Origin of the sequence: Marinobacter metalliresistant, assembly GCF_038098645.1 — a bacterium.
Taxonomy (GTDB): Bacteria; Pseudomonadota; Gammaproteobacteria; order Pseudomonadales; family Oleiphilaceae; genus Marinobacter; species Marinobacter metalliresistant.
This window is the reverse complement of record NZ_CP101118.1, coordinates 2343211-2366552: the sequence shown is the minus strand read 5'-3', so window position 1 is coordinate 2366552 and position 23342 is coordinate 2343211. Positions and strand designations below refer to the sequence as shown.

Genomic DNA, 23342 nt, shown 5'->3' with positions numbered 1-23342 from the left:
ATGGCTACCGACAGTTTTGGAAAGGCCCCCAGCACCGGCTCGTCAAACTTGGTCAGATCCTTTCGGAATTTCTGGCCCTCAAAAACACTGGGAAAAATCAGCCAGCTCCGACATCTTGCCGGCGGCCAGCCCAGAGCCCATGGCGTCGAGGGCCATATCGACGCCTTCTTTAGTTGTACTTGCCAGGCCTGCGACATAGATGGCCGCACCGGCATTCAGGGCAATGAGGTCCCGTGCTTTTTCGGCCATTTCATCATGACCACGTCCGAAAGCGGCCTTGATTAGCTTCAGGGAATCTTCGGCCGTGTCGACCGTCAAACCTACCAGAGACTGGCTCTTGATGCCCAGGTCCTCCGGGGTGGTGTCGTATTCGGTGATCTCGCCGTTTTTCAGTTCCGCCACGTGGGTGGCGCTCGCCAGACTGATTTCGTCCAGGCCATCCTTTGAGTGAACAACCATGATGTGCTCGGCGCCGAGTCGTTGCAGAACTTCAGCCATGGGACGGCACAACTCTTTGGTGAACACGCCGATCAGCTGGCGTTTAACGCCTGCCGGGTTGGTCATCGGGCCGAGGATGTTGAAGATGGTGCGACAGCCCAGCTCCTTACGGGGACCGATGGCGTATTTCATGGCGCCGTGATGGGCCGGGGCGAACATGAAGCCGACGCCGATCTGCTCCACACAGCGGGCCACTTCCTCGGGGTTCATGCTGAGGTTGATACCCACTTTTTCCAGCAGGTCCGCGCTGCCACTTTTCGAGGATACGGCACGGTTACCGTGCTTGGCCACGAAGCCACCAGCGGCCGCCACCACGAAGGATGCGGCAGAGGAGACATTGAACAGGTTGGCGCCATCGCCGCCGGTGCCGACGATGTCCACCAGCGGCTCGGCGTCCACGGTGACCCTGGTGGCCAGCTCGCGCATCACCTCGGTCGCGCCGGTGATTTCATCGATGGTTTCGCTTTTCAGGCGCAAACCCATGAGAAACGCACCGATCTGGGCGTCCGTCGCTTCGCCGTTCATGACGATGCGCATCACGTCCTTCATTTCCTCCCGGGACAGGTCCAGGTTGGAGGCAATGCGGTTGAGAGCTTCTTTCATGTCCATGTGTCGGCCTCTTAGTGTGTTCTCAGAAAGTTGCGCAGCAGTTCGTGACCCTGTTCCGTCATAATAGACTCCGGGTGGAACTGCACGCCCTCGATCGGCAACGTCTTGTGGCGCACCCCCATGATTTCCTCGATGGAGCCGTCGTCGTTGCGGGTCCAGGCGGTCACTTCCAGGCAGTCGGGCAGGGTGGTCTTGTCGATCACCAGGCTGTGGTAACGGGTCGCCTGCAGTGGGTTGCTCAGGCCACGGAACACGCCGGTATCCTTGTGGAACACCGGGGAGACCTTGCCATGCATCACGCGCCCGGCGCGGATAATGTCGCCGCCATAGACCTGGCCAATGGCCTGGTGGCCCAGGCAGATGCCCAGGATCGGCAGCTTGCCGGCAAAGTGCCGGATGGCGTCCATGGAGAGGCCCGCCTCGTTGGGCGTGCAGGGGCCCGGGGAAATCACCAGGCGCTCCGGGTTCAGGGCCTCGATTTCCTCAACGGAGATTTCATCGTTGCGGTGCACCTGAACGTCCGCGCCCAGTTCCGCCAGATACTGCACTACGTTGTAGGTGAAGGAATCGTAGTTATCGATCATCAGCAACATAATCCGTTCCTCCGCCTCAGTGGTCGAAATCGTTGTAGGTCATGGCCACCGCGCGGAAGATCGCACGGCCCTTGTTCATGGTTTCCTTCCACTCAAGACGGGGCACCGAATCGGCCACCACGCCGGCACCGGCCTGGATGTGCAGGGTGTTGTCCTTGATCACGGCGGTACGGATGGCAATCGCCGTATCCATGTTGCCGTTGAAGGACAGGTAACCCACGGCACCGCCGTAAACGCCCCGTTTGACCGGTTCCAGCTCGTCGATGATCTCCATGGCCCGGATTTTGGGTGCGCCGCTGAGAGTGCCGGCGGGCAGGGTGGCCCGTAGCACGTCCAGGCAACTGGTGTTGTCCTTCAGTCGGCCGGTCACGTTGGAGACAATGTGCATGACGTGGGAATAGCGTTCGACAATCATCTTGTCGGTCAGCCGAACGGTGCCGGTTTCCGAGACCCGGCCGGCGTCATTGCGGCCCAGGTCAATCAGCATCAGGTGCTCGGCGATTTCTTTCGGGTCGGCCAGCAGTTCGGCTTCCAGCGCCTTGTCTTCGGCATCGGTGGCGCCGCGCTTGCGGGTGCCGGCGATGGGGCGCACGGTGACTTCCTCGTCTTCCACCCGGGCCAGGATCTCCGGGGATGAGCCGACTATATGAAAGTCTCCCAGATCCAGGAAGTACATGTACGGTGATGGATTCAGCACCCGCAGGGACCGGTACAGGTTCAGGGGTGGCGCCTCGAACGGGATCGACATGCGCTGGGAGATGACGGTCTGCATGACATCGCCGTCGAGCACGTAGCCCTTGATCTTGTCCACGGCGGCTTCGAATCTCTCCCGGCTGAAGCCGGAGATGAAGTCGCTCTCGTCCACGGTCTTGCCGCGCAGGTGTTCCGGGGTGCGGGGGGCATCGGCGGTCTGCCGGTGCAGGCGGTTTTCCAGTTCATCAATGCGGGCCTGGGCCTGGGTAAAGGCCCCGTCAACAGCCGGATCGGCGTGGACAATCAGGTGCAGCTTGCCGCGCAGGTTGTCGAACACCACGATTTCGTTGGACACCATCAGCAGGATGTCCGGCGTACCGATTTGATCGGGCGGACAGCTCTTGCGCAGGCGCTTTTCGATATAGCGCACGGTGTCATAGCCGAAGTAGCCCACCAGGCCGCCGTTAAACCGGGGCAGCTCGTCCAGATCCGGAGCGTGAAAGCGCCTCTGGTAGGCTTCCACGAAGGCCAGCGGATCGTCCACCTCTTTGGCTTCGACAATCTCGCCGCCGCGGCTGATCTCGACCCGGTGGTCAAACACCTTCAGCACCTCATGGCTGGGCAAGCCGATGATGGAGTAACGGCCCCATTTCTCGCCGCCCTGGACGGACTCGAACAGGTAGGAACAGGGCCCGCTGGCGAGTTTGAGATAAGTGCTCAGAGGCGTGTCGAGGTCGGCCAGAACCTCGCGGTACACGGGGATGCGGTTAAAGCCGGCGTCGGCGAGCTCGGCGAATTGATCGGGTGTCATGGTGCGGTTTCCTGAAATCGGATTTGCATCTTTACAAAAGCTCGGCGAGCGAATCAACAACCGCGTCGGCACCCAGGGTGTCTACGGCGGGCCCGAAGTTGTATCCGTAGCGGACCGCCACGCAGGGTATGCCGGCGGCCAGCGCCGCGTTCACATCGGCGGCGGAGTCACCCACCATCACCGTGGTGCCGCGGGTTCCGCCCAGGGCGTCCATGGCGTGAAGCAGGGGCGCCGGGTCCGGTTTCTTTACCGGCAGGGTGTCACCGCCAATGCTCAGTTCAAACCAGTGATCCAGCCCCATCTGTTCCAGCAAAGGCGCCACAAACTGTTCCGGTTTGTTGGTCACCACACCCAGGCGGCAGCCCTGGTTCCTGAGGTGGGTCAGGCAGGCTTCGACGCCTGCGTAGACCACGGAATACTGACCATTGATGGTGCCGTAGGCGTGATAAAAAATCGCCAGGGCATCTTTGAACAGGGCGTCGTCTTTGGGGCATGCCGGCTGCCAGTCTATCTGCCCGGCCAGCGCCCGGCGTACCAGTACGCTCGCGCCGTTGCCCACCCACTGCCGCACCCGGTCAATACCGGCCGGTGAACGGCCCAGGTGCTCCAGCATCTGATCGACAGCCGCCGCCAGATCCGGCGCGCTGTCCACCAGCGTACCGTCCAGATCAAACAGGGCAACGCCAGGCCAGCGCGGACTGAACAGCCCCGCAAGACTCATTGATTGATCACCTTGCGGGCCTGCTCCAGCTCTTCGCGCATGGCGTCGATGGTCGCCCGATAGTCGCCGGTGTTGAAAATGGCCGATCCGGCCACGAAGGTGTCGGCGCCGGCCTCGGCGATTTCCCGGATATTGTCGGTTTTGACGCCCCCGTCGATTTCCAGCCGGATATTGTAGTTGGTGGCATCGATACGCTTGCGGGCTTCCCGCAGCTTGTCGAGGGTGCCGGGAATGAATTTCTGGCCTCCGAAACCGGGGTTCACCGACATCAGCAGTACCATATCCAGCTTGTCCATCACGTAGTCCATGTAGTGCAGGGGCGTGGCGGGGTTAAACACCAGGCCGGCCTGGCAGCCGCCATCGCGGATCAGCTGCAATGAACGGTCAATGTGATTGGTCGCTTCCGGATGAAAGGTGATGTAACTGGCACCGGCGTCAATGAACATGCGGATCAGATCGTCCACCGGTGACACCATCAGGTGCACGTCAATGGGGGCGGTCACCCCGTGCTTTCGCAGCGCCTCACAGACCGTGGGGCCAATCGTGAGGTTGGGTACGTAGTGATTGTCCATCACATCGAAGTGAACGATATCGGCGCCGGCAGCCAGCACGTTATCGACCTCCTCGCCCAGACGGGCAAAATCGGCGGACAGGATGGATGGGGCAATCAGGTAAGGGTTCATGACGGCTCTCTCAAAACAATTGATAATGGCGTAGTCAGCGGTCCCTGCCGCACATTCAAAGTGAATGCTAGTCTAACAGCTCAGTCGCGTTTTTTCGCAGTCAAAGGATCAGGATCTGTGCTCAGAGTCGAGAATTGCCGGCCCCGGTTGTGGTGGTTTGTTGTGATTGCCGTGATCGTAACCGTTGTGTCACCCGCACTTGCCCAGGGTCAAGACCCGCGGACGAACGCCAAGCCAGAGCAGGCGGGCTCAGGCGCCGGTTCCGCCAGTCGGTCCCTGGTCTGGACGGGCATCGGCGAGCGGGGGCTGAGTCAGGCATTTCCCGAGGCTGCCGTCTGGCTGGAGCTTGAAGAGGGCGTGCGCGCGTTGGGGCTGTTTTACCCCGAGACCAGGCTGCCGGCGCAGGGTGCCCTGGTGGTTCTGGCTGATGAAGGTGAAACTGCCGCATCCGGATTGGCGGGAGCGGTGGCCAGGGCATTGGCTGCGAGAGGGTGGGCGGTGCTGACGCTTGGCCTGGAAGCCCCGTCTCCTGCCTTGCAAAGAATGCTGGCGGGACCAGTTGTGAGTGCCCCGGGACCGGAGGCGAATGATGAAGCGCCCACCGAGTCGGTGATGATTGACGTGATGGCACCGGAAAATGCGGATGATCTGGAGGCCCGCTACCGCAACCGGATCAGCCAGGCCCTGGAGGCAGGACTGGCGGAGCTGGTAGAGCGGGGCTACGAGGCGCCGGCACTTATGGGTATTGGCCGGGCGAGCATTCATGTGACCAACCGAATCCTGGAGGGGGCGAGCGTCTCGGCCCTGGTCTGGGTCGCGCCCCAATTTTATCCCTCTGACCGCGCGGACTTGCCGGAGCGCCTCACTTCGCTCGGCACGGCATTGCTGGACCTTCATCCGGCAGGCTCAGGCGGTGGTGAGCCGGGCTGGAGTACCGGTGAGAAGCTGCTTCGGGCAGGGGCTGACGGCTACCAGCGGCAACCGATTCCCGGGTTCGGCCCGCCGTCGGCGGCATTTGGCGATACTATCGCCAGCCGCGTTGCGGCCTGGCTGGAATCCCGGTGAAATCATGGTCGGCTGGCGGCGTGGTGCCGTTTTATCAGTTCCCAGGCCTGCTGATAATTCAGCAGCCGTTCCTTGGCCAGATTTTTTTCGCTGGTACTGACTTGCTGCTGCGCCAGCTTATCCGGATGGCATTCGGACACTTTTTTGCGGTAGGCCCGTTTGATCACTTCCAGTGAATCCCGCCGGGTAACCCCCAGCAGTTCGCACGCCTGCTGGTAACTGGTTGGTTTGGATTGGCTTTCTGTGTAGCGACTCCAGACCTTGCTGGCGTAGCTGTCAAAGATGTCGTCGCTGACACTCACGGGCAGACCAATCTGGTCAATGGCATCCTCGCAGCGGTAGCGCCGGGGTTTACCGGGGCGACCACCAAGCTGGCTGGCATGACACAGGCAGATCGCAGTTTTCAGGGCCGGTGCCGGCCAGAGTCGTCGGGACAGCCTCAGGGCAAGCCCCCGGATAGAGGGCGGTTGTCCGGCGGCCTTGCCCTGCTGAAACCAGTTGATGGCACGCCGGCGCTGGCGTGCCGACAGCCTCATGGCCTTGATCAGCGATTCGGCATAGCCAATGTCGGCTTCGGTGACCCGCCCTTCCGCCCTGGCAATGTAGCCAAGGAAAAAGAACAGGGGGCGCCGGCACCACCGGGGCAAATGGGCCCGCTCGATCAGGGCAGGTGCCTGATGGCCGCACGCTGAGAGTTCCCGCATCAGGCTGGAAAATTCGGCTTCCATTCGGGCCGGCAGCACGGGTTGTTTGTCACCGCTTGCCATGGTTTCCGGGCTCCCCGCTGTGAAGTTGCCGGTCCAGCGCTCTCAGTCGTTCCGGAGTTCCCACATCCACCCATTGGCCCGGATGGTAGAGGCCCTCCACGCGGCCTTCGCCCATGGCTTTGCGCAGGACCGGCCCCAGCTTGCCGGCCTGATCCGTCAGGCCCTCAAACAGGCGACGGTGCAACAGGCTGATGCCGGTGAAGGTCAGCCTGTCAGGGCCGGATTCGGCCAATACACCCTGTGGCGTCAGGCAAAAGTCACCCCCGGGATGGTGCGGTGGATTATCGGTGACCACCAGCAGTGCGTCTGACTGCTCTGGTGGTTTGAGTTTCGCCAGTTCGAAGTCGCTCCAGATGTCGCCGTTGATTACCAGAAACCAGCCGGATTCGCCCTCTGTGATCAGGGGAAGGGCACGGACGATGCCTCCGGCGGTTTCAAGGGGCTCACCCTCCCGGGAGTAACGCAGGGACAGGCCAAACTGCTCGCCCGTGCCCAGGGTTTCTTCAATCTGGTCACCCAGCCAGGCGTGATTGATGATCACCTCGCTGAATCCCGCCCGGCGCAGGTGCTCAAGGTGGTGAACAATTAGCGGCTTGCCCCCGGCGCAAAGCAGGGGTTTGGGGGTGGCCAGGGTCAGCGGCCGCATGCGTTCACCTTTGCCGGCGGCGAGAATCATGGCTTTCACTGCGGCGAATGCTCCTGCGCCGGGCCGATGCTGGCCTCGATGAGGGGCATTACCCGGTCGCTGAGCCACTCGTGAAAATGGCGCAGGGCCGGCTGACGGCTGCTGGCAACAATCAGGTACTGCACCGTGCGGGGAATGTCCTTGAGGTAGGCGTGCTTGCCATCCCGGATGGACAGCCGTGCGAATATTCCGGCTGCCTTCAGGTGGCGCTGCATGCCCATCAGTTCAAACCACTGGCGGAACGTTTCCCGGTCTGCCCGGTGTAGTCCGGCGTCAAGGCCGTTTTGGCGAAATGCCTCCAGCCAGTCGCAGATGCGATCTTCCGGCCACTGGATATAGCAATCCTTGAGCAGTGAGACCACATCGTAGGTTACCGGCCCGGTCACCGCATCCTGAAAGTCGATGACGCCGGGGCGGGCCTTGCCCTGACGCACCAGCAGGTTGCGGGAGTGAAAGTCCCGGTGCACGGTGACTTCCGGCTGGGCCAGGGCGCTTTCACGGAGTATCGAAAATGTGGTGTCCAGCAAGGCTTTTTCGCTGTTTTCGAGCGTCATGCCCAACTGCCGTTCCAGCAGCCAGTCCGGGAACAGGGCCATTTCCCGCTCAAGCAGCGTGGCATCGTAGGGCGGCAGCGGATAGTTGGCGGGCGAGGTCTGCCGGGCAATCAGGGTCAGCTCATCCAGCGCATTCCGGTAGAGCCGGCCGGCAGAGTTATCGTTCAGCTGTCCGAGCATCAGCTGGTCACCAAAATCCTCCAGCAGCACAAAGCCCTGTTTCAGATCCACCTGTACAAGGTCCGGTACCGCCACGCCTTGCCGGTGCCAGTGTCGGGCAATGGCTACAAAGGGCACGCAATCCTCGTGCTCCGGCGGCGCATCCATCACGATAAAAGGTGTGTGCTCATCCTGGCCCACACGCCGCCAGACCCGGAAATAGCGGCGAAAACTGGCGTCGCCGGAAACCGGTTCGGGTTTGCTCTGTTCAAGTCCCGGAAACTGTCTGACCCAGTCGGTCAGCAACTGCTGGCGGGTGTCCATGGCTCGGGTTGCGATCCTTTTAAATTAAGTTGTCGCTGACTGCGAAAGTTAGCAGACCAGTATAAAGAGGGTAAAACGGTTTTGCAGCGGAGTTTCCGTTAACAACCCCGGAGGGCACGTGTAAACTAGGCCGCTGTTAACGTTGCCCGTCCTCACATTCACCCGGAACAGGATTCAGCCACTGTGCCATGTCCAGAACGCCCACCGCAGAGGCCGATAAGCCGGCAGCAGCACCGGTATGGCCTATTGCTGGTGGCTGGCACGCTGGGGCTCGGATGGGCCACTGGCCATGCAGAAACGGCCCCGTCGGCGGCGGAGATTGACTGGCGGCCCAGGGCAGAGTTGCCGGAAAAGACCCGGTTGGCATTGCCCGCGTTCTGTGACGGCGGCTACCTGCCGTCCGGCAATGGTGAAGGCGCAGGCGGTGCATTTGCCGGAGGCGTTGACGTGGAACAGCCCCTGGAAGCCAGAGGCCTGAATGCCCGCTACGAGATAGATCAGGAGCTCTTTCTTCAGGGCGATGTACGCATTCGACAGGGCCAGTTCCAGGTAACGGGTTCTGAAGCAAGATACAACCAGGCCGAGGGGGCGGTGTCGGTTCAGGGGCCTCTGGTAAGCCGAGGCAACGGCTTCCTGCTGACCGGTGACAGCGCGAATTACAACGTCGAGACCGGACGCCTCGACGTCAATACCGCCACTTTTCTGCTCCATGGGCCGGAAATGCGTGGCCGGGCCGGCAGCCTGTCACGGCTCAGCGAGCAACAGGTCGTGATGGAGGACGGGTTACTGACCACCTGTGGCCCGCGGCAGAACGACTGGGCCATTGTCGCCTCGGATATCAGACTGAATCGGGCGGAGGGTTTTGGCACTGCCAGGCACGTTCGCCTTGAGGTTCTGGATGTGCCGGTTTTCTATTGGCCCTGGGCCAATTTTCCTATTGATGACCGCCGGAAATCCGGTTTTCTGTATCCCCAGTTCGGTTCTTCCACTGCCGGTAGCGGAGGCTTTCTCGCGCTACCTTATTATCTGAACCTTGCCCCCCATTATGACGCCACGCTCACGCCTCAGTACATGAATGGCCGGGGCCTGTTCAACGAGGCCGAGGGCCGCTATCTCAGTTCGCTGGGCGAGACGACGCTGCAATTGGGCTACATCGGCAGCGATTCGGAGTTCGCGGCCGAGAATCCCGGCGAATCGGGCGAGCGCTGGGCTCTGGATGCCACCACGAGGGCGGTGTTCGGCGGTGGCTGGTCCGGCTACGGTGATTTTTCCGTAGTGAGTGACGAGGACTATTTCAGCGACCTGAACCGTAACCTGGAGATTAACCAGGCAACCCACCTGCAAAGAAAGGGTGGGGTCACTTACCGGAGCGACCAGCAGTATTTTGATGCCTACCTTAACGATTACCAGACCATCAGTGAAAGTATTGCCAATGAGGATAAGCCCTATGCCCAGCTGCCTGAAATAATCTACGCGGGACAGGCAGGCGCGGGTATTCTGGAAGCGAATCTGGAGAGTCAGTACACCGTTTTTTACCGTGATAACGAAGGACTGACTGGTCTGGACCAGGCCAACGGTCAGCGGTTCCGGGCCCGGCCGGAACTGGCTCTGCCACTGCGGGCGTTGTGGGGCTTCAGTCGCCCCTCGGTGAGTGTGGATTACACCCGCTACGATCTCGATGATTACGATCTCGGCGATGGCGCGTTTGATCGCACGGTGCCGGTTGCCGAGTGGGATAACGGGCTTTATTTCGACCGTCAGGGCAGTCTGTTTGATGTGCCCTACAACCAGACCCTTGAGCCCCGGCTGTACTATGTATGGGCCAATGCGGACGCGGATCAGAATGACATTCCTGACTTTGACACCGACCTCCAGACGTTCCGGTTTGACCAGCTGTTTCAGCCGGATCGCTTTACCGGCGGTGATCGGGTAGGTGACGCCAACCAGTTGACCGTGGCCCTGACCAGCCGTTTCAATGACCTGCTCACCGGTGCCGAGCGGGCCAGGTTCAGTATCGGCCAGGTGCAGTACTTTGACGACCGTGAGGTAACCCTGTTTGGTGAGGGGGGCGGAACCCGGAGCCGTTCTCCGCTGGCGGGTGAGGTGGTGCTCAACCCGCTTGATACTCTGGAGATCCGGTCGTCTGGCCTGTGGGATCCCGACACCGGTGATACCGAGGAAGGTCGAAGTCAGCTGACTTTCCATTCCAGTGATTACCGCTACCTGGCCAGTCTGGGGCACACCTATAGCCGGGATGAACTGGAACAGTCAGACATTGCGACGGTTTTCCCGGTGACGGACCGTGTTAGTCTGATCGGCCGCTGGGTCTACGACTCAAGCCTTGACCGTACGGTGGGATCCCTGGCCGGCATTGAATACAACAACTGCTGCTGGAGCATTCAGGTGGTTCACCAGAATTACCTGACTTACGACCGGGAGCTTCAGGGGCGCATACTGTTTCAGATTCAGCTGAAAGGACTGGGTGGCAGTGGTGGTGCCTCGGCGCGGATTTCCGAGGCGATTTACGGGTTTGACGAAAGGGAGCGTCGCCGGTACGGAACTCCCTGACCAGGAGTGGGACTAAGCCCCGTACTGGCATGCAGGCTCATATTCTATTTGCAGAGGTGATTATGAAGGCGACTCTTCGCCATGGTGTTCAAGCGTTACTGGTTTTTCTCGCCGTCATGGCACCGCTGACCGTGCAGGCAGAGCGAAAACTGCTGGATCAGGTGGTGGCCATCGTGGATGAGGATGTCATTCTTCAGACCGAGCTGGAGGCCCGGATCAACACCATCGCCAGCCGGCTCAGAGCCCAGGGTACCGGACTGCCGCCGAGACAGGTGCTGGAAGAACGGGTTCTTGACCAACTGATCACCGACTCGATCCAGATGCAGATGGCGGACCGGGCCGGCATGCGTATCAGCGATAACGAACTGAACGAAACCATGGCCAATATTGCTGATCGCAACGGCATGGCTTTGTCCGAGTTTGAAGCGCAACTGGAGGCGGAAGGGGTTACCTATAACCAGGCCCGGGAGCAGATCCGCAAGGAAATGCTGACCAGCCGGGTGCAGCAGCGACAGGTGGGTACCCGGGTCCGGGTAACCGACCGGGAGGTTGAGAACTATCTGGAGAGTCAGGAAGCCCGCGGAAACAACGGTGCGGAATATCGGCTGGCCTATATTTTTGTCAGTGTTGACGATCCCTCCGATGAAGCTGAAATGGAAGCCGCCCGGGAAAAGGCTGAGCGTCTGCGCAGCGAGATCGCCCAAGGGCGTGATTTCCGCGAAGTTGCTGTCGCGGAATCCGATGCCAGCAATGCCCTTGAAGGTGGTGACATGGGCTGGCGGGCCGAGGGGCAACTGCCCTCTCTGGTCGCTCCGGTGGTGCCGGATCTGGCGGTGGGAGAGCCATCGCCGGTGTTGGAAAACAACAGTGGCTTCCACCTGGTGATGGTGATGGACAAGCGCGGTGGAGAGCAAAAGCAGGTCATTCAGCAGCATCGCGTTCGTCATATTCTGGTTCGGCCGTCTGAAGCGACAACCGACAGCCAGGCGGAAGCCAGGATCCGGGATCTCTACCAACAGCTTCAGAATGGCGCCGGTTTCAGCGCCCTGGCTAAGGAGTATTCCGACGACCCGGTATCCGGCTCCGACGGCGGCAACCTTGGCTGGGTGAGCCCGGGCCAGATGGTGCCGGCGTTTGAGCAGGCCATGACGGAGGCTGATGTCGGCGAGTTCCGCGGGCCTTTCCGGTCCCAGTTCGGCTGGCACATCCTGCAGGTTCAGGAGCGCCGTCAGAAGGACATCAGTGGTGAAGTACGGGAGTCTGAGGCGCGCCAGGCAATCTACCGCCGCAAGTTCGAGACCGAATTGCAGAACTGGCTCCGGGAAATCCGCGACGAGGCCTTCGTCGAGTTCAAGGGTGAGTACGCCAACGATGCCCCCGCGGAAGAAGAGCCGGTTTCCTGATGACGGATCCCGTGGTGCTGGCACTGACCGCAGGCGAGCCTGCGGGCATTGGTCCGGAGCTGTGTCTTCAGCTTGCGCTGGAGATCCGGACGGCCGGAATTGTGGTGGTTGCAAGCCAGCCGCTGCTGGAAGCCCGTGCGCGGCAAATGGAGTTACCTGTTGTGCTGCACCCCTGGCGCCCGGGCAAGGCACCCCGAATGGAGGCGGGCCATGTGTCCGTGCTGCACGTCGAGGGGTGTGCCAGTCACCAGCCAGGAAGGCTGGACCCTGCCGGCAGCGGCTATGTGCTCAGAACCCTGGAAATCGCCGGTAACGGCTGTCTGAGCGGAGACTTTGATGGCATGGTCACCGCGCCGGTTCATAAAGGCGTGATTAACGAGGCCGGTATCCCGTTCAGTGGCCACACCGAATTTCTGCAGGAGCTGTGCGGGGTCCGGCGGGTGGTGATGATGCTCGCCACTGAGCAGCTGCGTGTGGCGCTGGTAACCACCCACTTGCCACTCAAGGACGTTTCGGCAGCCATCACCCCGGAGCGTTTGTCCCAGGTTACCCGGATTCTCGATGCCGACCTGAAACGGTTCTTCGGAATCGGACACCCGCGGATTCTGGTGGCCGGACTGAACCCCCATGCCGGTGAGGGTGGTCATCTTGGTCGTGAGGAAATTGAAACTATCGAACCAACCCTGGACAAACTCCGGGGTGAGGGTATTTCACTGACCGGGCCACTCCCGGCCGATACCCTGTTCACGCCACACTGGCTCGACCAGGCCGATGCCGTTCTGGCGATGTATCATGATCAGGGGCTGCCAGTGCTGAAATTCCAGGGCTTCGGGCGTGCCGTGAATATCACCCTGGGCCTGCCCATTGTGCGCACTTCCGTGGACCACGGGACGGCCCTGGATCTGGCCGGCACCGGCCGGGCCGATTCCGGCAGCCTGCATAGGGCCATCAGAGTGGGTGAGCAAATGGCCCGCTGTCAAAAATCTTCCAGTCAAGAGACACGTTCGTGAGTAACAAAGCCGGCCACCAGGCCAGAAAGCGGTTTGGTCAGAACTTCCTGCACGACCCGGGCGTTATCGAGCGCATCATCCGCGCCATTAACCCCGGGCCGGATGACTCGATCGTGGAAATCGGCCCTGGCCTGGGCGCCCTGACCGAGGAAATCCTGGCGGTGAACCCCCGGCTCCAGGTGGTGGAGCTTGACCGAGACCTGATTCCGGTACTGCGCACCAAATTCTTCAACTACCCGGAATTCCGGATCCATGAAGCGGATGCGCTCAAGTTCGATTTCAGCCAGCTGATGGTTGACCGGCCCCTGCGGATTATAGGCAACCTGCCGTATAACATATCTACGCCATTGATTTTCCACCTGCTGGGGCAGGCAGGTGTCGTGCAGGACATGCACTTCATGCTCCAGAAAGAGGTGGTGCAGCGGATGGCGGCGGTACCGGGGGACAACAATTACGGGCGTCTGGGCATTATGACCCAGTATTTCTGCAAGGTGCAGCCGTTATTTGAAGTCGGCCCCGGCGCTTTCCGGCCGGCACCGAAAGTGGAGTCGGCCATTGTCCGCCTGGTGCCTCATGGGACCCTGCCACATCCGGCCAGGGATCTGACCACCCTGCAGGCCGTGGTGCGGACCGCCTTCAACGCCCGCCGAAAAACCCTGCGCAAGGCCCTTGGGGGCATGGTGTCAGTGGCACAGCTGCAGAGCCTGGGAATCAGCGACGGCCTGCGCCCTGAGAACCTGGGCCTGGCCGATTATGTGGCCATTGCAGATCTGTTGGCGGATGAAAAAGGCGCGGCTAAAACGGCAAACGAGGTAAGTAATGACTGACTACGCCATTGGCGATATTCAGGGCTGTTACGACCGCCTGAGGGATGTTCTGGCCAAAGTGGACTTCTCACCCTCACGGGACCGCCTCTGGGTAGCGGGGGACCTGATCAACCGGGGCCCTTCCTCACTGGAAACCCTGAGATACATTGAAAGCCTTGGGAGCTCTGCGGTGGTGGTGCTCGGCAATCACGACCTGCACCTGCTGGCGGTTGCCCTGGGTGGCCATGAAACCCGCCGTAAAGACACCCTGGCCGATATTCTGGAAGCGCCCGACCACGACCGGCTGGTGGACTGGCTCCGGCAACAGTATCTCTGTATTCACGATCCGGCCCGCAACCTGGTCATGGCCCACGCGGGGCTGCCCCATATCTGGTCCGTGGAACAGGCCATGCGCTTTGCCCGCGAGGTGGAAGAGGTGATCCGCGGTAATGCCGCAGAAGACTATTTCACCCACATGTATGGCAACCGGCCGGAGTGCTGGGATGAAGGCCTGGCGGGCATGGACCGCTGGCGGGTTATTACCAATTATTTCACCCGTATGCGGTTTATTGCCGGGGATGGCACGCTGGAGCTGACCACCAAGGACTCCGCGGACAGTGCCCCGGAAGGCTTTGCCCCCTGGTTCCGCTACGCTCGTGGTGACGATACTCGTGTGGTATTCGGGCATTGGGCGGCATTGGAAGGCAACACCGGAGATGATCGGTTCATCGGCCTGGATACCGGCTGTGTCTGGGGCGGCGTACTGACCATGATGAATCTGGACTCCGGAGAAAAGATCCACTGTGACTGCTGACTCCGTAAAACAGGGCACCGGGCGCGTTTTGGGGGCTCCCCTTGTCGCCGGCGGCCTTCTGGCACTTCTGGCGGTGCTGGCCGGTGCCTTTGGCGCCCACGGTCTGCGCAGCCTGGTCAGCGAACGGGGTCTTGAAGTTTTCCAGACCGCCGTCACCTATCAGATGTACCACTCCATTGCGCTGGTTCTGGTGGCGGTGTTATCCGGGCTGGGCCTGTCCAGAAGACTTCTGTGCTGGGCCTCCGGGTTTTATCTGGCTGGAATCCTGCTGTTCAGCGGCAGTCTTTACCTGCTGGTTCTGACCGACATCCGCTGGATTGGTCCGGTTACTCCGCTCGGCGGGGGGTGCTTTATGGTTGGTTGGGCACTGTTGGTAATGTCCGCGATACGCCGGAACAAATGACGAATACAGAGGTGCAGCACACATGCAGGTTCAGGTAAATGGCGATGCGATGGAGTTGCCGGCAGGCGCGACCATTGCCACGCTGATTGATAAAATGGCCCTCGGCGGCAAACGGCTGGCCGTCGAGGTTAATGAGGACATCGTCCCCCGGAGCCGGCACCCGGAATTTACCCTAAGCGATGGCGACCGTGTAGAAGTTGTTCACGCCATTGGTGGCGGCTGACGATAGTGCACTTGCCGCTGATTGAGCCACCGTACCGACGGTTTTCATCGTCCCGAATTCAAGCTACCCAGGAACACTATGACAGAGACATCCGAACTGCAGCTTCCCGAAGACAAACCCCTGGAAATCGCCGGCCGGGTTTATCAGTCCCGATTGCTGGTGGGCACCGGCAAATACCGCGACCTCATGGAAACCGGTCATGCCATTGAGACCAGCGGCGCGGAAATCGTCACCGTTGCCGTTCGCCGGACCAACCTGGGCCAGAACCCGGATGAGCCCAACCTGCTGGATGTGATTTCTCCGGAACGCTACACCATCCTGCCTAACACCGCTGGCTGTTACACCGCCAGGGATGCGGTGCGCACCTGCAAACTGGCCCGGGAACTCCTCGATGGCCACGATCTGGTGAAACTGGAGGTCCTGGGTGAGGAAAAGACCCTCTACCCGAACATGACCGAAACACTGGTGGCGGCCGACGAGCTGATCCGGGACGGCTTCAAGGTGATGGTCTACTGCTCCGACGACCCATTGCTGGCAAAGCGCCTTGAAGATATGGGGTGTATTGCAATCATGCCCCTGGGCGCGCCCATTGGCTCCGGGCTTGGCATCCAGAACCGGTACAACATCCGCCTGATTGTCGAGAATGCCAGCGTTCCCGTGCTGGTCGACGCCGGCGTTGGCACTGCATCCGACGCCACTATTGCCATGGAGCTGGGTTGCGACGGGGTGCTTATGAATACCGCGATCGCCCAGGCCAAGGACCCGATTAAAATGGCCAACGCCATGCGCCTGGCTATTGAAGCCGGCCGTGAAGCCTACCTGGCCGGCCGGATGCCCAAGAAACTCTATGCCAGCGCATCGTCGCCGATTGATGGCACCTTCTTTTGATAAGGCTGAAATTGGGGTCAGATGAAAGCGTTCATCTGACCCCGGCTGAAAATGGGATCAGATGAAAGCATTCATCCGATCTCAGGTTCAAAGATAACCGAGGGCCGGCACCCAACGACCGGCCCCGACAACGATAAATCAGAGCGCTGCTGTCCTGCCATGACTGACCAGAAACCCAGTCGCCGCGAGGCGATTCTCCATGCCCTTGTGGAACTCCTGGAGACCGACCCGGGAGCCCGCATCACCACTGCCGGCCTTGCCAAATCCGTGGGCGTCACCGAGGCGGCGCTGTACCGTCATTTTCCGAGCAAGCGGAAAATGTTCGAGGCCCTGATCGAGTTTGCCGAAGACGCGGTTTTCTCACGCTGCCAGGTGATCCTCCAGGAGCAGGAGGATGTGCGGGTTCGCCTGCAACAACTGGTGCATCTGGTACTGGTGTTCGCCGAACGCAATCCGGGCCTGTGCTGCGTGCTGACCGGCGATGCCCTGATGGGCGAGAACGACGCCCTGCGCAGACGCGCGTCGCAGTTTTTCGAACGCCTGGAAACCCAGGTGCGCCAGGCCCTCAAAGAAGGCGAAATCCGCCAGGGCCTGAGGCCCCGAACCAGTGCCGCCCGGGGGGCGGATTATGTCCTGGTGTTCGTGGAAGGCCGAATCCAACGGTTTGTCCGGTCCTCGTTTTCGCGGTTGCCTTCGACCGACTTCGACGAGAGTTGGGGGTTGGTTGCTGAAGGTGTTTGGGGCTAAGCTTCGAGTTGGCTTCTGGTTCGTAGCCTGATGCTTGTGGCGCAGGGGATTGGTGGGATTGCCCTGCACAGAACCGCTACGAGCACATCCATGTGCGCTTGTTTCCGGCCATCCTTGGCCTCCAACATTCTGTGCAGGGCAATCCCACCAATCCCTTCTGAATCATCAGATATATCAGCGGTAGGTCGATTGTCAGATTACGGTTTTGTCTAATCGGACCTACGATGTTGCCTTGTTCGGGTTTCGAATATCACCTAAGTAACGTCGGCATGGGATGGGAGCCTTCTTCCCGGAATGTCGGAGGCCATGGATGGCCGGAGTCAAGCGCACATGGATGTGCTTGTAGCGGTTCCGGGAAGAAGGCTCCCATTCCATGCCTGCCTCTAAAGCCGGCAGGCTGCACAACAGAGGCTGGCTCCGAAACCTCACTCATACCCGGAAGCCGCACGAAGAATCCCGCGAACCGGCTCCCAGACCGCCGGTGCCGAAATCAGGATGTCCCGGCCCCAGAGGTCGGCGGGGTAACCGTCCGGCACTTTGCTGAAATGACCCGCTGTGGCGCCGGCTTCCAGGGCGATCAGGCGGGCAGCGGCGAAGTCCCAGGGGCTGACGTTTTCGTAATAGATGTCCAGGCGTCCGCAGGCCACCCAGCAGATGTCCAGCGCCGCTGAACCAATGCGGCGCAGATCCCGGCACTGGTGAATCATCGCGTCCAGGCGTTTGACCAACGGTTCCAGGTTGTCCTTGGTATACGGAAAACCGGTAGCGAACAGGGAGTCCCGGGGAACCGTGGCGCCACTGTGGCGGATAGGACGATCATTGAGGGTGGCGCCTCCTGAACGGGTCGCCCGGAAGGTTTCGCCGGGAAACGGTGCGTGCACAACCCCGGCCTGGACCCGGCCCTTTTCGGCATAGGCAATCGACACCGCAACCTGGGGGTGGCCGTAGGCGTAGTTCACCGTGCCGTCGATGGGATCCACGATCCACAGCGGCGTCTCAAGCTCCTCGGCCTGGCTCAGGTCCGGCATGGTTTCCTCGGAGAGGATGCGATGGCCAGGGAATCGCTTGCGGATGGCGCCGGTGATGAATTCATCGGCCATCACATCGGCGTGGGTCACCAGCTCGGTCTGGTGTTTGTAGTCGGTACGCAGGGCATTGCCGGCACGCTCGCGACGGATCAGTTCGCCTGCCTCGCGAGCCAGGGTTTCAGCAAAGTCGGTAATCTCGAGCAGGGAAGCAGAATCAGACATGGCGCCCTCGTTGATATCCCGTAGCAGAATGAGGGCGTCAGTCTAACACGGCAGAATCAGAGGCTGTTCAGCCATTGGTCCATCTTGTCCATGGCTTTGACCAGTCTCGGGCCGGCCTGTTTGATGAACTCGTCGCCCAGTTCCTGATCCGCGTAGTCGCCACCCGCCAGCCGTAGGGATTCGGCGCCGTCGAAATCCACAAAGGCCAGGCGGGCCGCCAGGTGATCCGGTACGAATCCGAAGTCGCTGGCCGGCAGGATGGCCACGCCGGTGTTTTCCAGCAGGGCCTGGCAGAAGGCCTGGCTGGTCTTGATGTCCTTCTTCGCCAGTTGATCCCGGAAACCCGAGAAGTCCGGGAACAGATAGAACGCGCCCTCAGGCTTCTGGACCACCGCCCCCATCTCGCTGAGGCGGCGATGCATGTACTCGCCCACCACTTTCAGAATCCGACGGGACTGCTTGAGGTATTCTTCAATGTCGTCGCCGCCGTTGAACGCGGCAATGGCCGCATGCTGAATCGGCGCACTGGTGGCGGTGTAGGTTTCGCTGGCGATGATGGCCATCGCGTCCTGCAGCGGTCGAAGTTCCGGCGGGAAGATAAAGGTACCGAGACGCCAGCCACCGGCACCGGCCCACTTGCTCAGGCCGGTACTGATGATGGTGCCTTCCGGGTAATAGCGGGCGATGGATTTGTGTCTGCCTTCGAAGTGTACTTCGCCGTAGATCTCGTCCGACAGCAGGATCAGCCGGTATTTGCGGGCCACGTTGGCAATGGCCAGCAGCTGATCGTCGGTGTAGGTGCAGCCGGTCGGGTTGGACGGGTAGTTCAGGATCAGGATCCGGGGCCGGGACGGGTCGTCGCGGCAGACGATGTCCAGTTCCTCGGCGGTCAGCTGCCAGTTGTTCTCGGCGTGAGTCGGCAGCCAGTGTACCGAGCGACCGATAATCCGTGCCTGCGGGGCATAGGACACCCAGCTCGGGCGCGGAATCAGCAAATCGCCGTAATAGGCCAGTTGCAGCATGAACAGAAGTTCTTTCGATCCCGGGCCGATGAGAACGTCTTCCCATGTACAGCGCATGCGCTCACTTCGGTTAATGTATCCGGCGATGGCTTCGCGGAGGCCTTTCAGGCCCTTGACTGGCAGGTAGTCTTTTTCGTGGGCGTGCTCCCTGAGCGCCTCCACCACACGATCGGGAACCGGGAAGGGCGATTGCCCCAGCCCGAGTTTGATGATGTCCTTGCCTTGGGACTTGAGCTGGTTGCTCAGCTCGTTGATGCGAAGGGTGGCCGAGGGCTGGATGCCCCGCACATTCAGGTTGATCGCGAAACGGTGGTCGTTTTGGATGTCCATTGTCCCTGTCTGTTGCTTGGAAGTGGCTGTTGATTGAGATTGACCCCGTCAGTATAGAAAACCCAAACATATCTGTGATGGGGGAGCGGATAGGTGATTGCCGTAGTTGCCGGTCGAACGTTGGTCGCTCTCACCCGCGTTCCCCGGCGGGCTGATCAGGGCTGACGCGACTTGATCCAGACTTCCACCCGACCGTTACGGGGGCTGCCGCTGCCGCCGACAGGCATGTATTGGCCGTAGCCGGTATAGGCAACGTCCGGCACATCCGCCTCTTGCAGCGCCTTGCGTACCGACAGGGCGCGCAGTTCCGAGATCATCTGCGCCCGCAACTCATGGCTCTGGGTGTCGGCGAATCCGATCAGTAACAGGTCGCCGGAGGATCGATCATTCCGTGCAAGGTATTGTTGCACCCGCTGCAGGTCCCTGCGGGCCTTGTTGTCGAGTTTGGTCCGGCCCTCGGAGAACCGGAAGTTGACCGTCAGGCGCTGATAGTTTCCGGTCAGACGGCGAAAACTGTCGGGCGTGGAGTCGTCAAATTCCGGCCGGACAGCGATGGGGTTCTGGGAAATGAACCCGGATTCCGCCACCAGGGCCTGACCGTCCTGGCCCAGCGCGAACTCAATCAGACCGGCTGCCAGCGATGGTATCTCGCTACCGGCTGTGTACATGAACAGGCGCCGGGACAGCGGGTAGTCCTCGCTCGCGACGGTCAACTGGTTTGGGCGCAGTGCCGGAGCATTTCCTTCGGAAATCGCCAGCAGTTTGCTGTTGTGTACGGAAGCCAGACCGGAAAAACCGATGCCTGATGGGTCCCTGCTGACGTCATCGGACAGCTGATCGTTCGATTCGTAACGCCTGGCCTCCCCGTCAAGTGTGTAGGTTTTCCCCAGAACCAGGGATTTGAAGGTGTCCCAGGTGCCGGAACGGTCGTCCCTTGCGTACAGGTGGATTGGCAGGTCGGGGCCTCCCAGCTCAGACCAGTTCCGGATCTGCCCGGAGAAAATCCGCCCCAGGGTGTCAATGCTCATCTGACTGACCGGGTTGGACGGGTGAACTAGAACCGCCAGGCCATCAATGGCAATGACGTGTTCGCTCTCCAGGGCCGTCAGGTCGGCACGGGTACGAAACTGCTCCGCCTCCGACGGTTTCACCGGGCGGGATGACGCCCAGATGTCTGCCTGACCGGCAGCCAGTGCCTTGAAACCGGTACTCGAACCATGGGCGGCGACCAGCACCTCCATTGGCCGGTTGTTCAGACGAGTAGAGAGTATCTGTTCGTTTTCCTGCCCAGTGCCTTTCGCTGAAACCCTGCCTTCGCTTCTTTCTTTCAGATAGCCGGTAACCAGCATGGGGGCGAGAGTTGCGCCAACGGTGTTGGAGCCGTGGATCTCCAGCTCATAGGCCTGTGCGGGTAGCGCCTGAATGGTCGCGATAAAAAGTCCGGATAACGTGGCAATATTCCGTGTGAGTCGGGGCATTTTAAGAAAAACCTTTACTAGGCAGATGGTTGAGAAACGAAAAGAATGCTCCGGAAATATGACATCTGTGTTTCAGTTGCAGGGTGCGATGTCTGGCTTTCTGGCCAGCGTGTAAAAAATGTTAAGCAGGCCGCGGAGCCATGGGCCAGCCTGTCCTATAGTGGCGTGTCTGCGGCAACAAAAATAAACAGAGTGGGGGAGGCATAACCATGGAGGCCATCACTTCAGAGCCGGGCCGGAACCGGGTTCGTTCCGAACGTCCGTTGCCCCTGGCGAAGGTGCTCCTGGTCGATGACCACGCCCTGTTCGCCCAGGGCCTGGCGGGGTTGATGCAGCAGGAGGCGTTGGCCGCTTCGGTCACCACTGTCCGGAGCGTGGAGTCCGCCGCCGACCTGCTGGCCCATCAGGATGACTTTGAGCTGGTTCTGCTGGACATCGCCCTGCAGGGCGAAACCGGCCTGGCGCTTTTGCCAAGGCTGGCATCTTACCGGGAGGCTCCGCCGGTGGTGATTATTTCCAGCAGTGAAGACGAAAATACCGTGCGGGCCGCACGGGCGGCCGGGGCAAGCGGATTCCTGGCGAAGTCGGCGGGCCGGTCCGCACTGGTGAGTATGGTCCGGGCGGTGATCCGGGGGGATGGCTATTTCCCCGGTGGCCTTGTGCCACTGCCACCGGACCTGCCATTAACCCCCAGACAGATGGACGTTCTGCTGTTGCTGGCCCAGGGCTTCCCCAACAAGCGAATCTGTCAGAGCCTGAGCCTGACCGAGCACACGGTCAAGACCCACCTCAAGGCGATATTCACCCAGCTTGGTGTTCACAACCGGACTGAATGCGTGAGCCTTGCCCGGGCCCGGGGTTGGCTGTAGCCGCGGCAGGCAGACGTACCCAGAACGCCGAGCCCCCGCTTCGCTCCGTGGCCACACCGCAGGTCCCCTGCATCAGCGCAGAGAACTCCCGGACGATGGTCAGGCCGAGCCCGAGGCCCGGGCAATCGCTTCGGCCGGGTCCCCGTACATAGGGCGAAAACAGGTCGTCCTTAAGGTCTGGTGACAGGCCGGCACCATTATCCGAGACGGTCAGAAGCACATGCTGGCCCTGGCGACTGGCACCAAGCCGAACCCTGGTGCCGCCGCTGTGTTCCGCGGCATTGAACACCAGATTCTGAAGCACCCGGAGTAGGAGACCGGGATCAGCCAGAACTTTTAGGTTGCCGGAATCATGGTCGATCAACAGGTCTATCTTTCGGATGCCCATCGAGTCGGTCATCAGATCACCCACGCCGCGAAAAATCGGTGCCAGCGGTGTTGGCTGGATGTCCGGCCGGATCATGCCTTCATTCAGCCGGGCACTGTCGAACACGGTGCCAAGCAGGCGGCGAAGATGCCGGATGGTGTCCTTTAACTGGGTCGTTACCGGATTTTTGCCAGGCTCCCCGGAACCCGGCGAAAGGCTTTCCAGTGTTATGTCGATCACATTCAGGGGTTGGCGCAGGTCATGACTGGCGGCAGTGATGAGTTCGGTTTTACGCCGGCTCTCGTCCCGGGCCGCCTGGTGCATCAGGTCCAGTAACTGTCGGTCGAGAAAATGGGCCCTGTGGCGGTACTCGCTGGTCCAGGCACCCACCATGCCGATGATGTTGGCCGTCATCAGGAAAAACAGGTTGCTCATGATGACGGGGCTTGGCATGCCACTCCATAGTTCAGTCATGAAATAGCTGAAAACCAGAGCCAGTGAGACCATGGAAGCGCTAATGAACGGCAGCCCCATGGCAAAGTAGCCGAACATCAGCATCAGGATCATACCCTCGTAGGGCAGCGGAAACGCCATGTGCCGGGCTACGCCGATAATTGCAATCACGCTGAGGCCGCCCAGGAAATAAGCCAGTGTATAGAGTCGCTCAAAGGTCCTGTCTGAAGGCGCAGGGCGAAAAGCCAGCCAGACCACGATGGCGATAACCGGGCAGGTGATGGCCAGCCGGATGGACACGGTGACCCGGGCCAGCTCGGCGGGCAAGGTCAGCACATCCATGGCGGCGTAGATCAGGAACAGGATCAGGCCCACGATGGAAACGGGCCGTGCCCGCTGTCGGACCAGCGATGCACGGGTTTTCCGGTAACTCTGTTCAAGATCGGGTGCAAAGCGCAGTCGCGGGAAACCGGTTGCCTGCTGGTGTCTGAGCTGCTCGGTATTCATCACCGTATCCAATGGCGGGCCAGTCCCCGGATTGTAGCGGGC

At 60.8% G+C, this 23342-nt stretch carries 23 protein-coding genes; 11 read left to right on the top strand and 12 right to left on the bottom strand.

What is annotated here, in order from left to right:
• Positions 1-78: 78 nt before the first annotated feature.
• The 5 genes from trpD to rpe are packed head-to-tail and all read right to left on the bottom strand — an operon-like array spanning position 79 to position 4608.
• Positions 79-1107: an anthranilate phosphoribosyltransferase gene (gene trpD / locus NLK58_RS11110; protein ID WP_117618604.1), complete on the bottom strand. Its 1029-nt coding sequence runs from the start codon at positions 1105-1107 to the stop codon at positions 79-81.
• Positions 1108-1118: 11 nt separating this feature from the next.
• Positions 1119-1700 (bottom strand): aminodeoxychorismate/anthranilate synthase component II, encoded by a 582-nt coding sequence (locus NLK58_RS11105; RefSeq protein ID WP_341580770.1) that lies wholly within the window; start codon positions 1698-1700, stop codon positions 1119-1121.
• A 16-nt stretch (positions 1701-1716) separates the two neighbouring features.
• The gene (trpE, locus tag NLK58_RS11100) at positions 1717-3204 is read right to left on the bottom strand and encodes an anthranilate synthase component I (RefSeq protein WP_117618602.1); all 1488 of its coding nucleotides are present in this window, start codon (positions 3202-3204) and stop codon (positions 1717-1719) included.
• A 31-nt stretch (positions 3205-3235) separates the two neighbouring features.
• Positions 3236-3925, bottom strand: coding sequence for a phosphoglycolate phosphatase (locus NLK58_RS11095; RefSeq protein ID WP_117618601.1), 690 nt, complete (start codon positions 3923-3925; stop codon positions 3236-3238).
• Positions 3922-4608 (bottom strand): ribulose-phosphate 3-epimerase, encoded by a 687-nt coding sequence (gene rpe, locus NLK58_RS11090; protein WP_117618600.1) that lies wholly within the window; start codon positions 4606-4608, stop codon positions 3922-3924. Before rpe ends, NLK58_RS11095 begins: the two co-directional genes overlap by 4 nt.
• A 117-nt stretch (positions 4609-4725) precedes the next feature.
• On the opposite strand from rpe, the gene NLK58_RS11085 reads away from it, so the two are divergent.
• A complete protein-coding gene (locus NLK58_RS11085) occupies positions 4726-5673 on the top strand; it encodes a DUF3530 family protein (protein WP_117618599.1) in 948 nt (315 codons plus the stop codon).
• 2 nt (positions 5674-5675) lie between these two features.
• Here NLK58_RS11085 and NLK58_RS11080 read toward each other — a convergent pair whose 3' ends face one another.
• The 3 genes from NLK58_RS11080 to NLK58_RS11070 are packed head-to-tail and all read right to left on the bottom strand — an operon-like array spanning position 5676 to position 8162.
• Positions 5676-6440, bottom strand: a complete 765-nt coding sequence (locus NLK58_RS11080) for a DnaJ domain-containing protein (RefSeq protein ID WP_227539257.1) — start codon at positions 6438-6440, stop codon at positions 5676-5678.
• The gene (murU, locus tag NLK58_RS11075) at positions 6427-7125 is read right to left on the bottom strand and encodes an N-acetylmuramate alpha-1-phosphate uridylyltransferase MurU (protein WP_117618598.1); all 699 of its coding nucleotides are present in this window, start codon (positions 7123-7125) and stop codon (positions 6427-6429) included. The genes NLK58_RS11080 and murU overlap by 14 nt, the downstream gene beginning before the upstream one ends.
• Positions 7122-8162 (bottom strand): aminoglycoside phosphotransferase family protein, encoded by a 1041-nt coding sequence (locus NLK58_RS11070; RefSeq protein ID WP_117618597.1) that lies wholly within the window; start codon positions 8160-8162, stop codon positions 7122-7124. The genes murU and NLK58_RS11070 overlap by 4 nt, the downstream gene beginning before the upstream one ends.
• Positions 8163-8408: 246 nt before the next feature.
• Between NLK58_RS11070 and NLK58_RS11065 the strand changes: the two genes are divergently transcribed.
• From NLK58_RS11065 to slmA, 9 genes are all read left to right on the top strand, one after another.
• Positions 8409-10730: an LPS-assembly protein LptD gene (locus NLK58_RS11065; protein WP_117618596.1), complete on the top strand. Its 2322-nt coding sequence runs from the start codon at positions 8409-8411 to the stop codon at positions 10728-10730.
• A gap of 62 nt (positions 10731-10792) precedes the next feature.
• On the top strand, positions 10793-12133 hold the full coding sequence (locus tag NLK58_RS11060) for a peptidylprolyl isomerase (protein WP_117620356.1): 1341 nt from the start codon (positions 10793-10795) through the stop codon (positions 12131-12133).
• Complete coding sequence (gene pdxA, locus NLK58_RS11055; protein WP_341580769.1) at positions 12133-13143, top strand: 4-hydroxythreonine-4-phosphate dehydrogenase PdxA; 1011 nt, start codon at positions 12133-12135, stop codon at positions 13141-13143. Before NLK58_RS11060 ends, pdxA begins: the two co-directional genes overlap by 1 nt.
• Complete coding sequence (gene rsmA / locus NLK58_RS11050; protein ID WP_117618594.1) at positions 13140-13970, top strand: 16S rRNA (adenine(1518)-N(6)/adenine(1519)-N(6))-dimethyltransferase RsmA; 831 nt, start codon at positions 13140-13142, stop codon at positions 13968-13970. The genes pdxA and rsmA overlap by 4 nt, the downstream gene beginning before the upstream one ends.
• Positions 13963-14763, top strand: coding sequence for a symmetrical bis(5'-nucleosyl)-tetraphosphatase (locus NLK58_RS11045; protein WP_341580768.1), 801 nt, complete (start codon positions 13963-13965; stop codon positions 14761-14763). The genes rsmA and NLK58_RS11045 overlap by 8 nt, the downstream gene beginning before the upstream one ends.
• Positions 14753-15166 (top strand): DUF423 domain-containing protein, encoded by a 414-nt coding sequence (locus NLK58_RS11040; RefSeq protein ID WP_376788048.1) that lies wholly within the window; start codon positions 14753-14755, stop codon positions 15164-15166. The genes NLK58_RS11045 and NLK58_RS11040 overlap by 11 nt, the downstream gene beginning before the upstream one ends.
• Positions 15167-15188: 22 nt before the next feature.
• Positions 15189-15389, top strand: coding sequence for a sulfur carrier protein ThiS (gene thiS, locus NLK58_RS11035; RefSeq protein WP_205422177.1), 201 nt, complete (start codon positions 15189-15191; stop codon positions 15387-15389).
• A gap of 78 nt (positions 15390-15467) precedes the next feature.
• A complete protein-coding gene (locus NLK58_RS11030; RefSeq protein ID WP_341580767.1) occupies positions 15468-16277 on the top strand; it encodes a thiazole synthase in 810 nt (269 codons plus the stop codon).
• 159 nt (positions 16278-16436) lie between these two features.
• Positions 16437-17024, top strand: a complete 588-nt coding sequence (gene slmA / locus NLK58_RS11025) for a nucleoid occlusion factor SlmA (RefSeq protein ID WP_117620354.1) — start codon at positions 16437-16439, stop codon at positions 17022-17024.
• A 425-nt stretch (positions 17025-17449) separates the two neighbouring features.
• Here the strand turns inward: slmA and NLK58_RS11020 are convergent, their stop codons facing one another.
• The 3 genes from NLK58_RS11020 to NLK58_RS11010 all read right to left on the bottom strand — a co-directional run bounded on the left by NLK58_RS11020 (position 17450) and on the right by NLK58_RS11010 (position 21104).
• Positions 17450-18274: an inositol monophosphatase family protein gene (locus NLK58_RS11020; RefSeq protein WP_341580766.1), complete on the bottom strand. Its 825-nt coding sequence runs from the start codon at positions 18272-18274 to the stop codon at positions 17450-17452.
• 56 nt (positions 18275-18330) lie between these two features.
• Positions 18331-19626, bottom strand: coding sequence for a pyridoxal phosphate-dependent aminotransferase (locus NLK58_RS11015; protein ID WP_117618591.1), 1296 nt, complete (start codon positions 19624-19626; stop codon positions 18331-18333).
• 155 nt (positions 19627-19781) lie between these two features.
• The gene (locus tag NLK58_RS11010) at positions 19782-21104 is read right to left on the bottom strand and encodes a substrate-binding domain-containing protein (RefSeq protein WP_341580765.1); all 1323 of its coding nucleotides are present in this window, start codon (positions 21102-21104) and stop codon (positions 19782-19784) included.
• 209 nt (positions 21105-21313) lie between these two features.
• Here NLK58_RS11010 and NLK58_RS11005 point away from each other — a divergent pair, with 209 nt between their 5' ends.
• A complete protein-coding gene (locus NLK58_RS11005; RefSeq protein ID WP_341580764.1) occupies positions 21314-21973 on the top strand; it encodes a response regulator transcription factor in 660 nt (219 codons plus the stop codon).
• Here the strand turns inward: NLK58_RS11005 and NLK58_RS11000 are convergent.
• On the bottom strand, positions 21906-23300 hold the full coding sequence (locus tag NLK58_RS11000) for a sensor histidine kinase KdpD (protein ID WP_117618589.1): 1395 nt from the start codon (positions 23298-23300) through the stop codon (positions 21906-21908). The genes NLK58_RS11005 and NLK58_RS11000 overlap by 68 nt on opposite strands.
• Between the last annotated feature and the right edge of the window lie 42 nt (positions 23301-23342).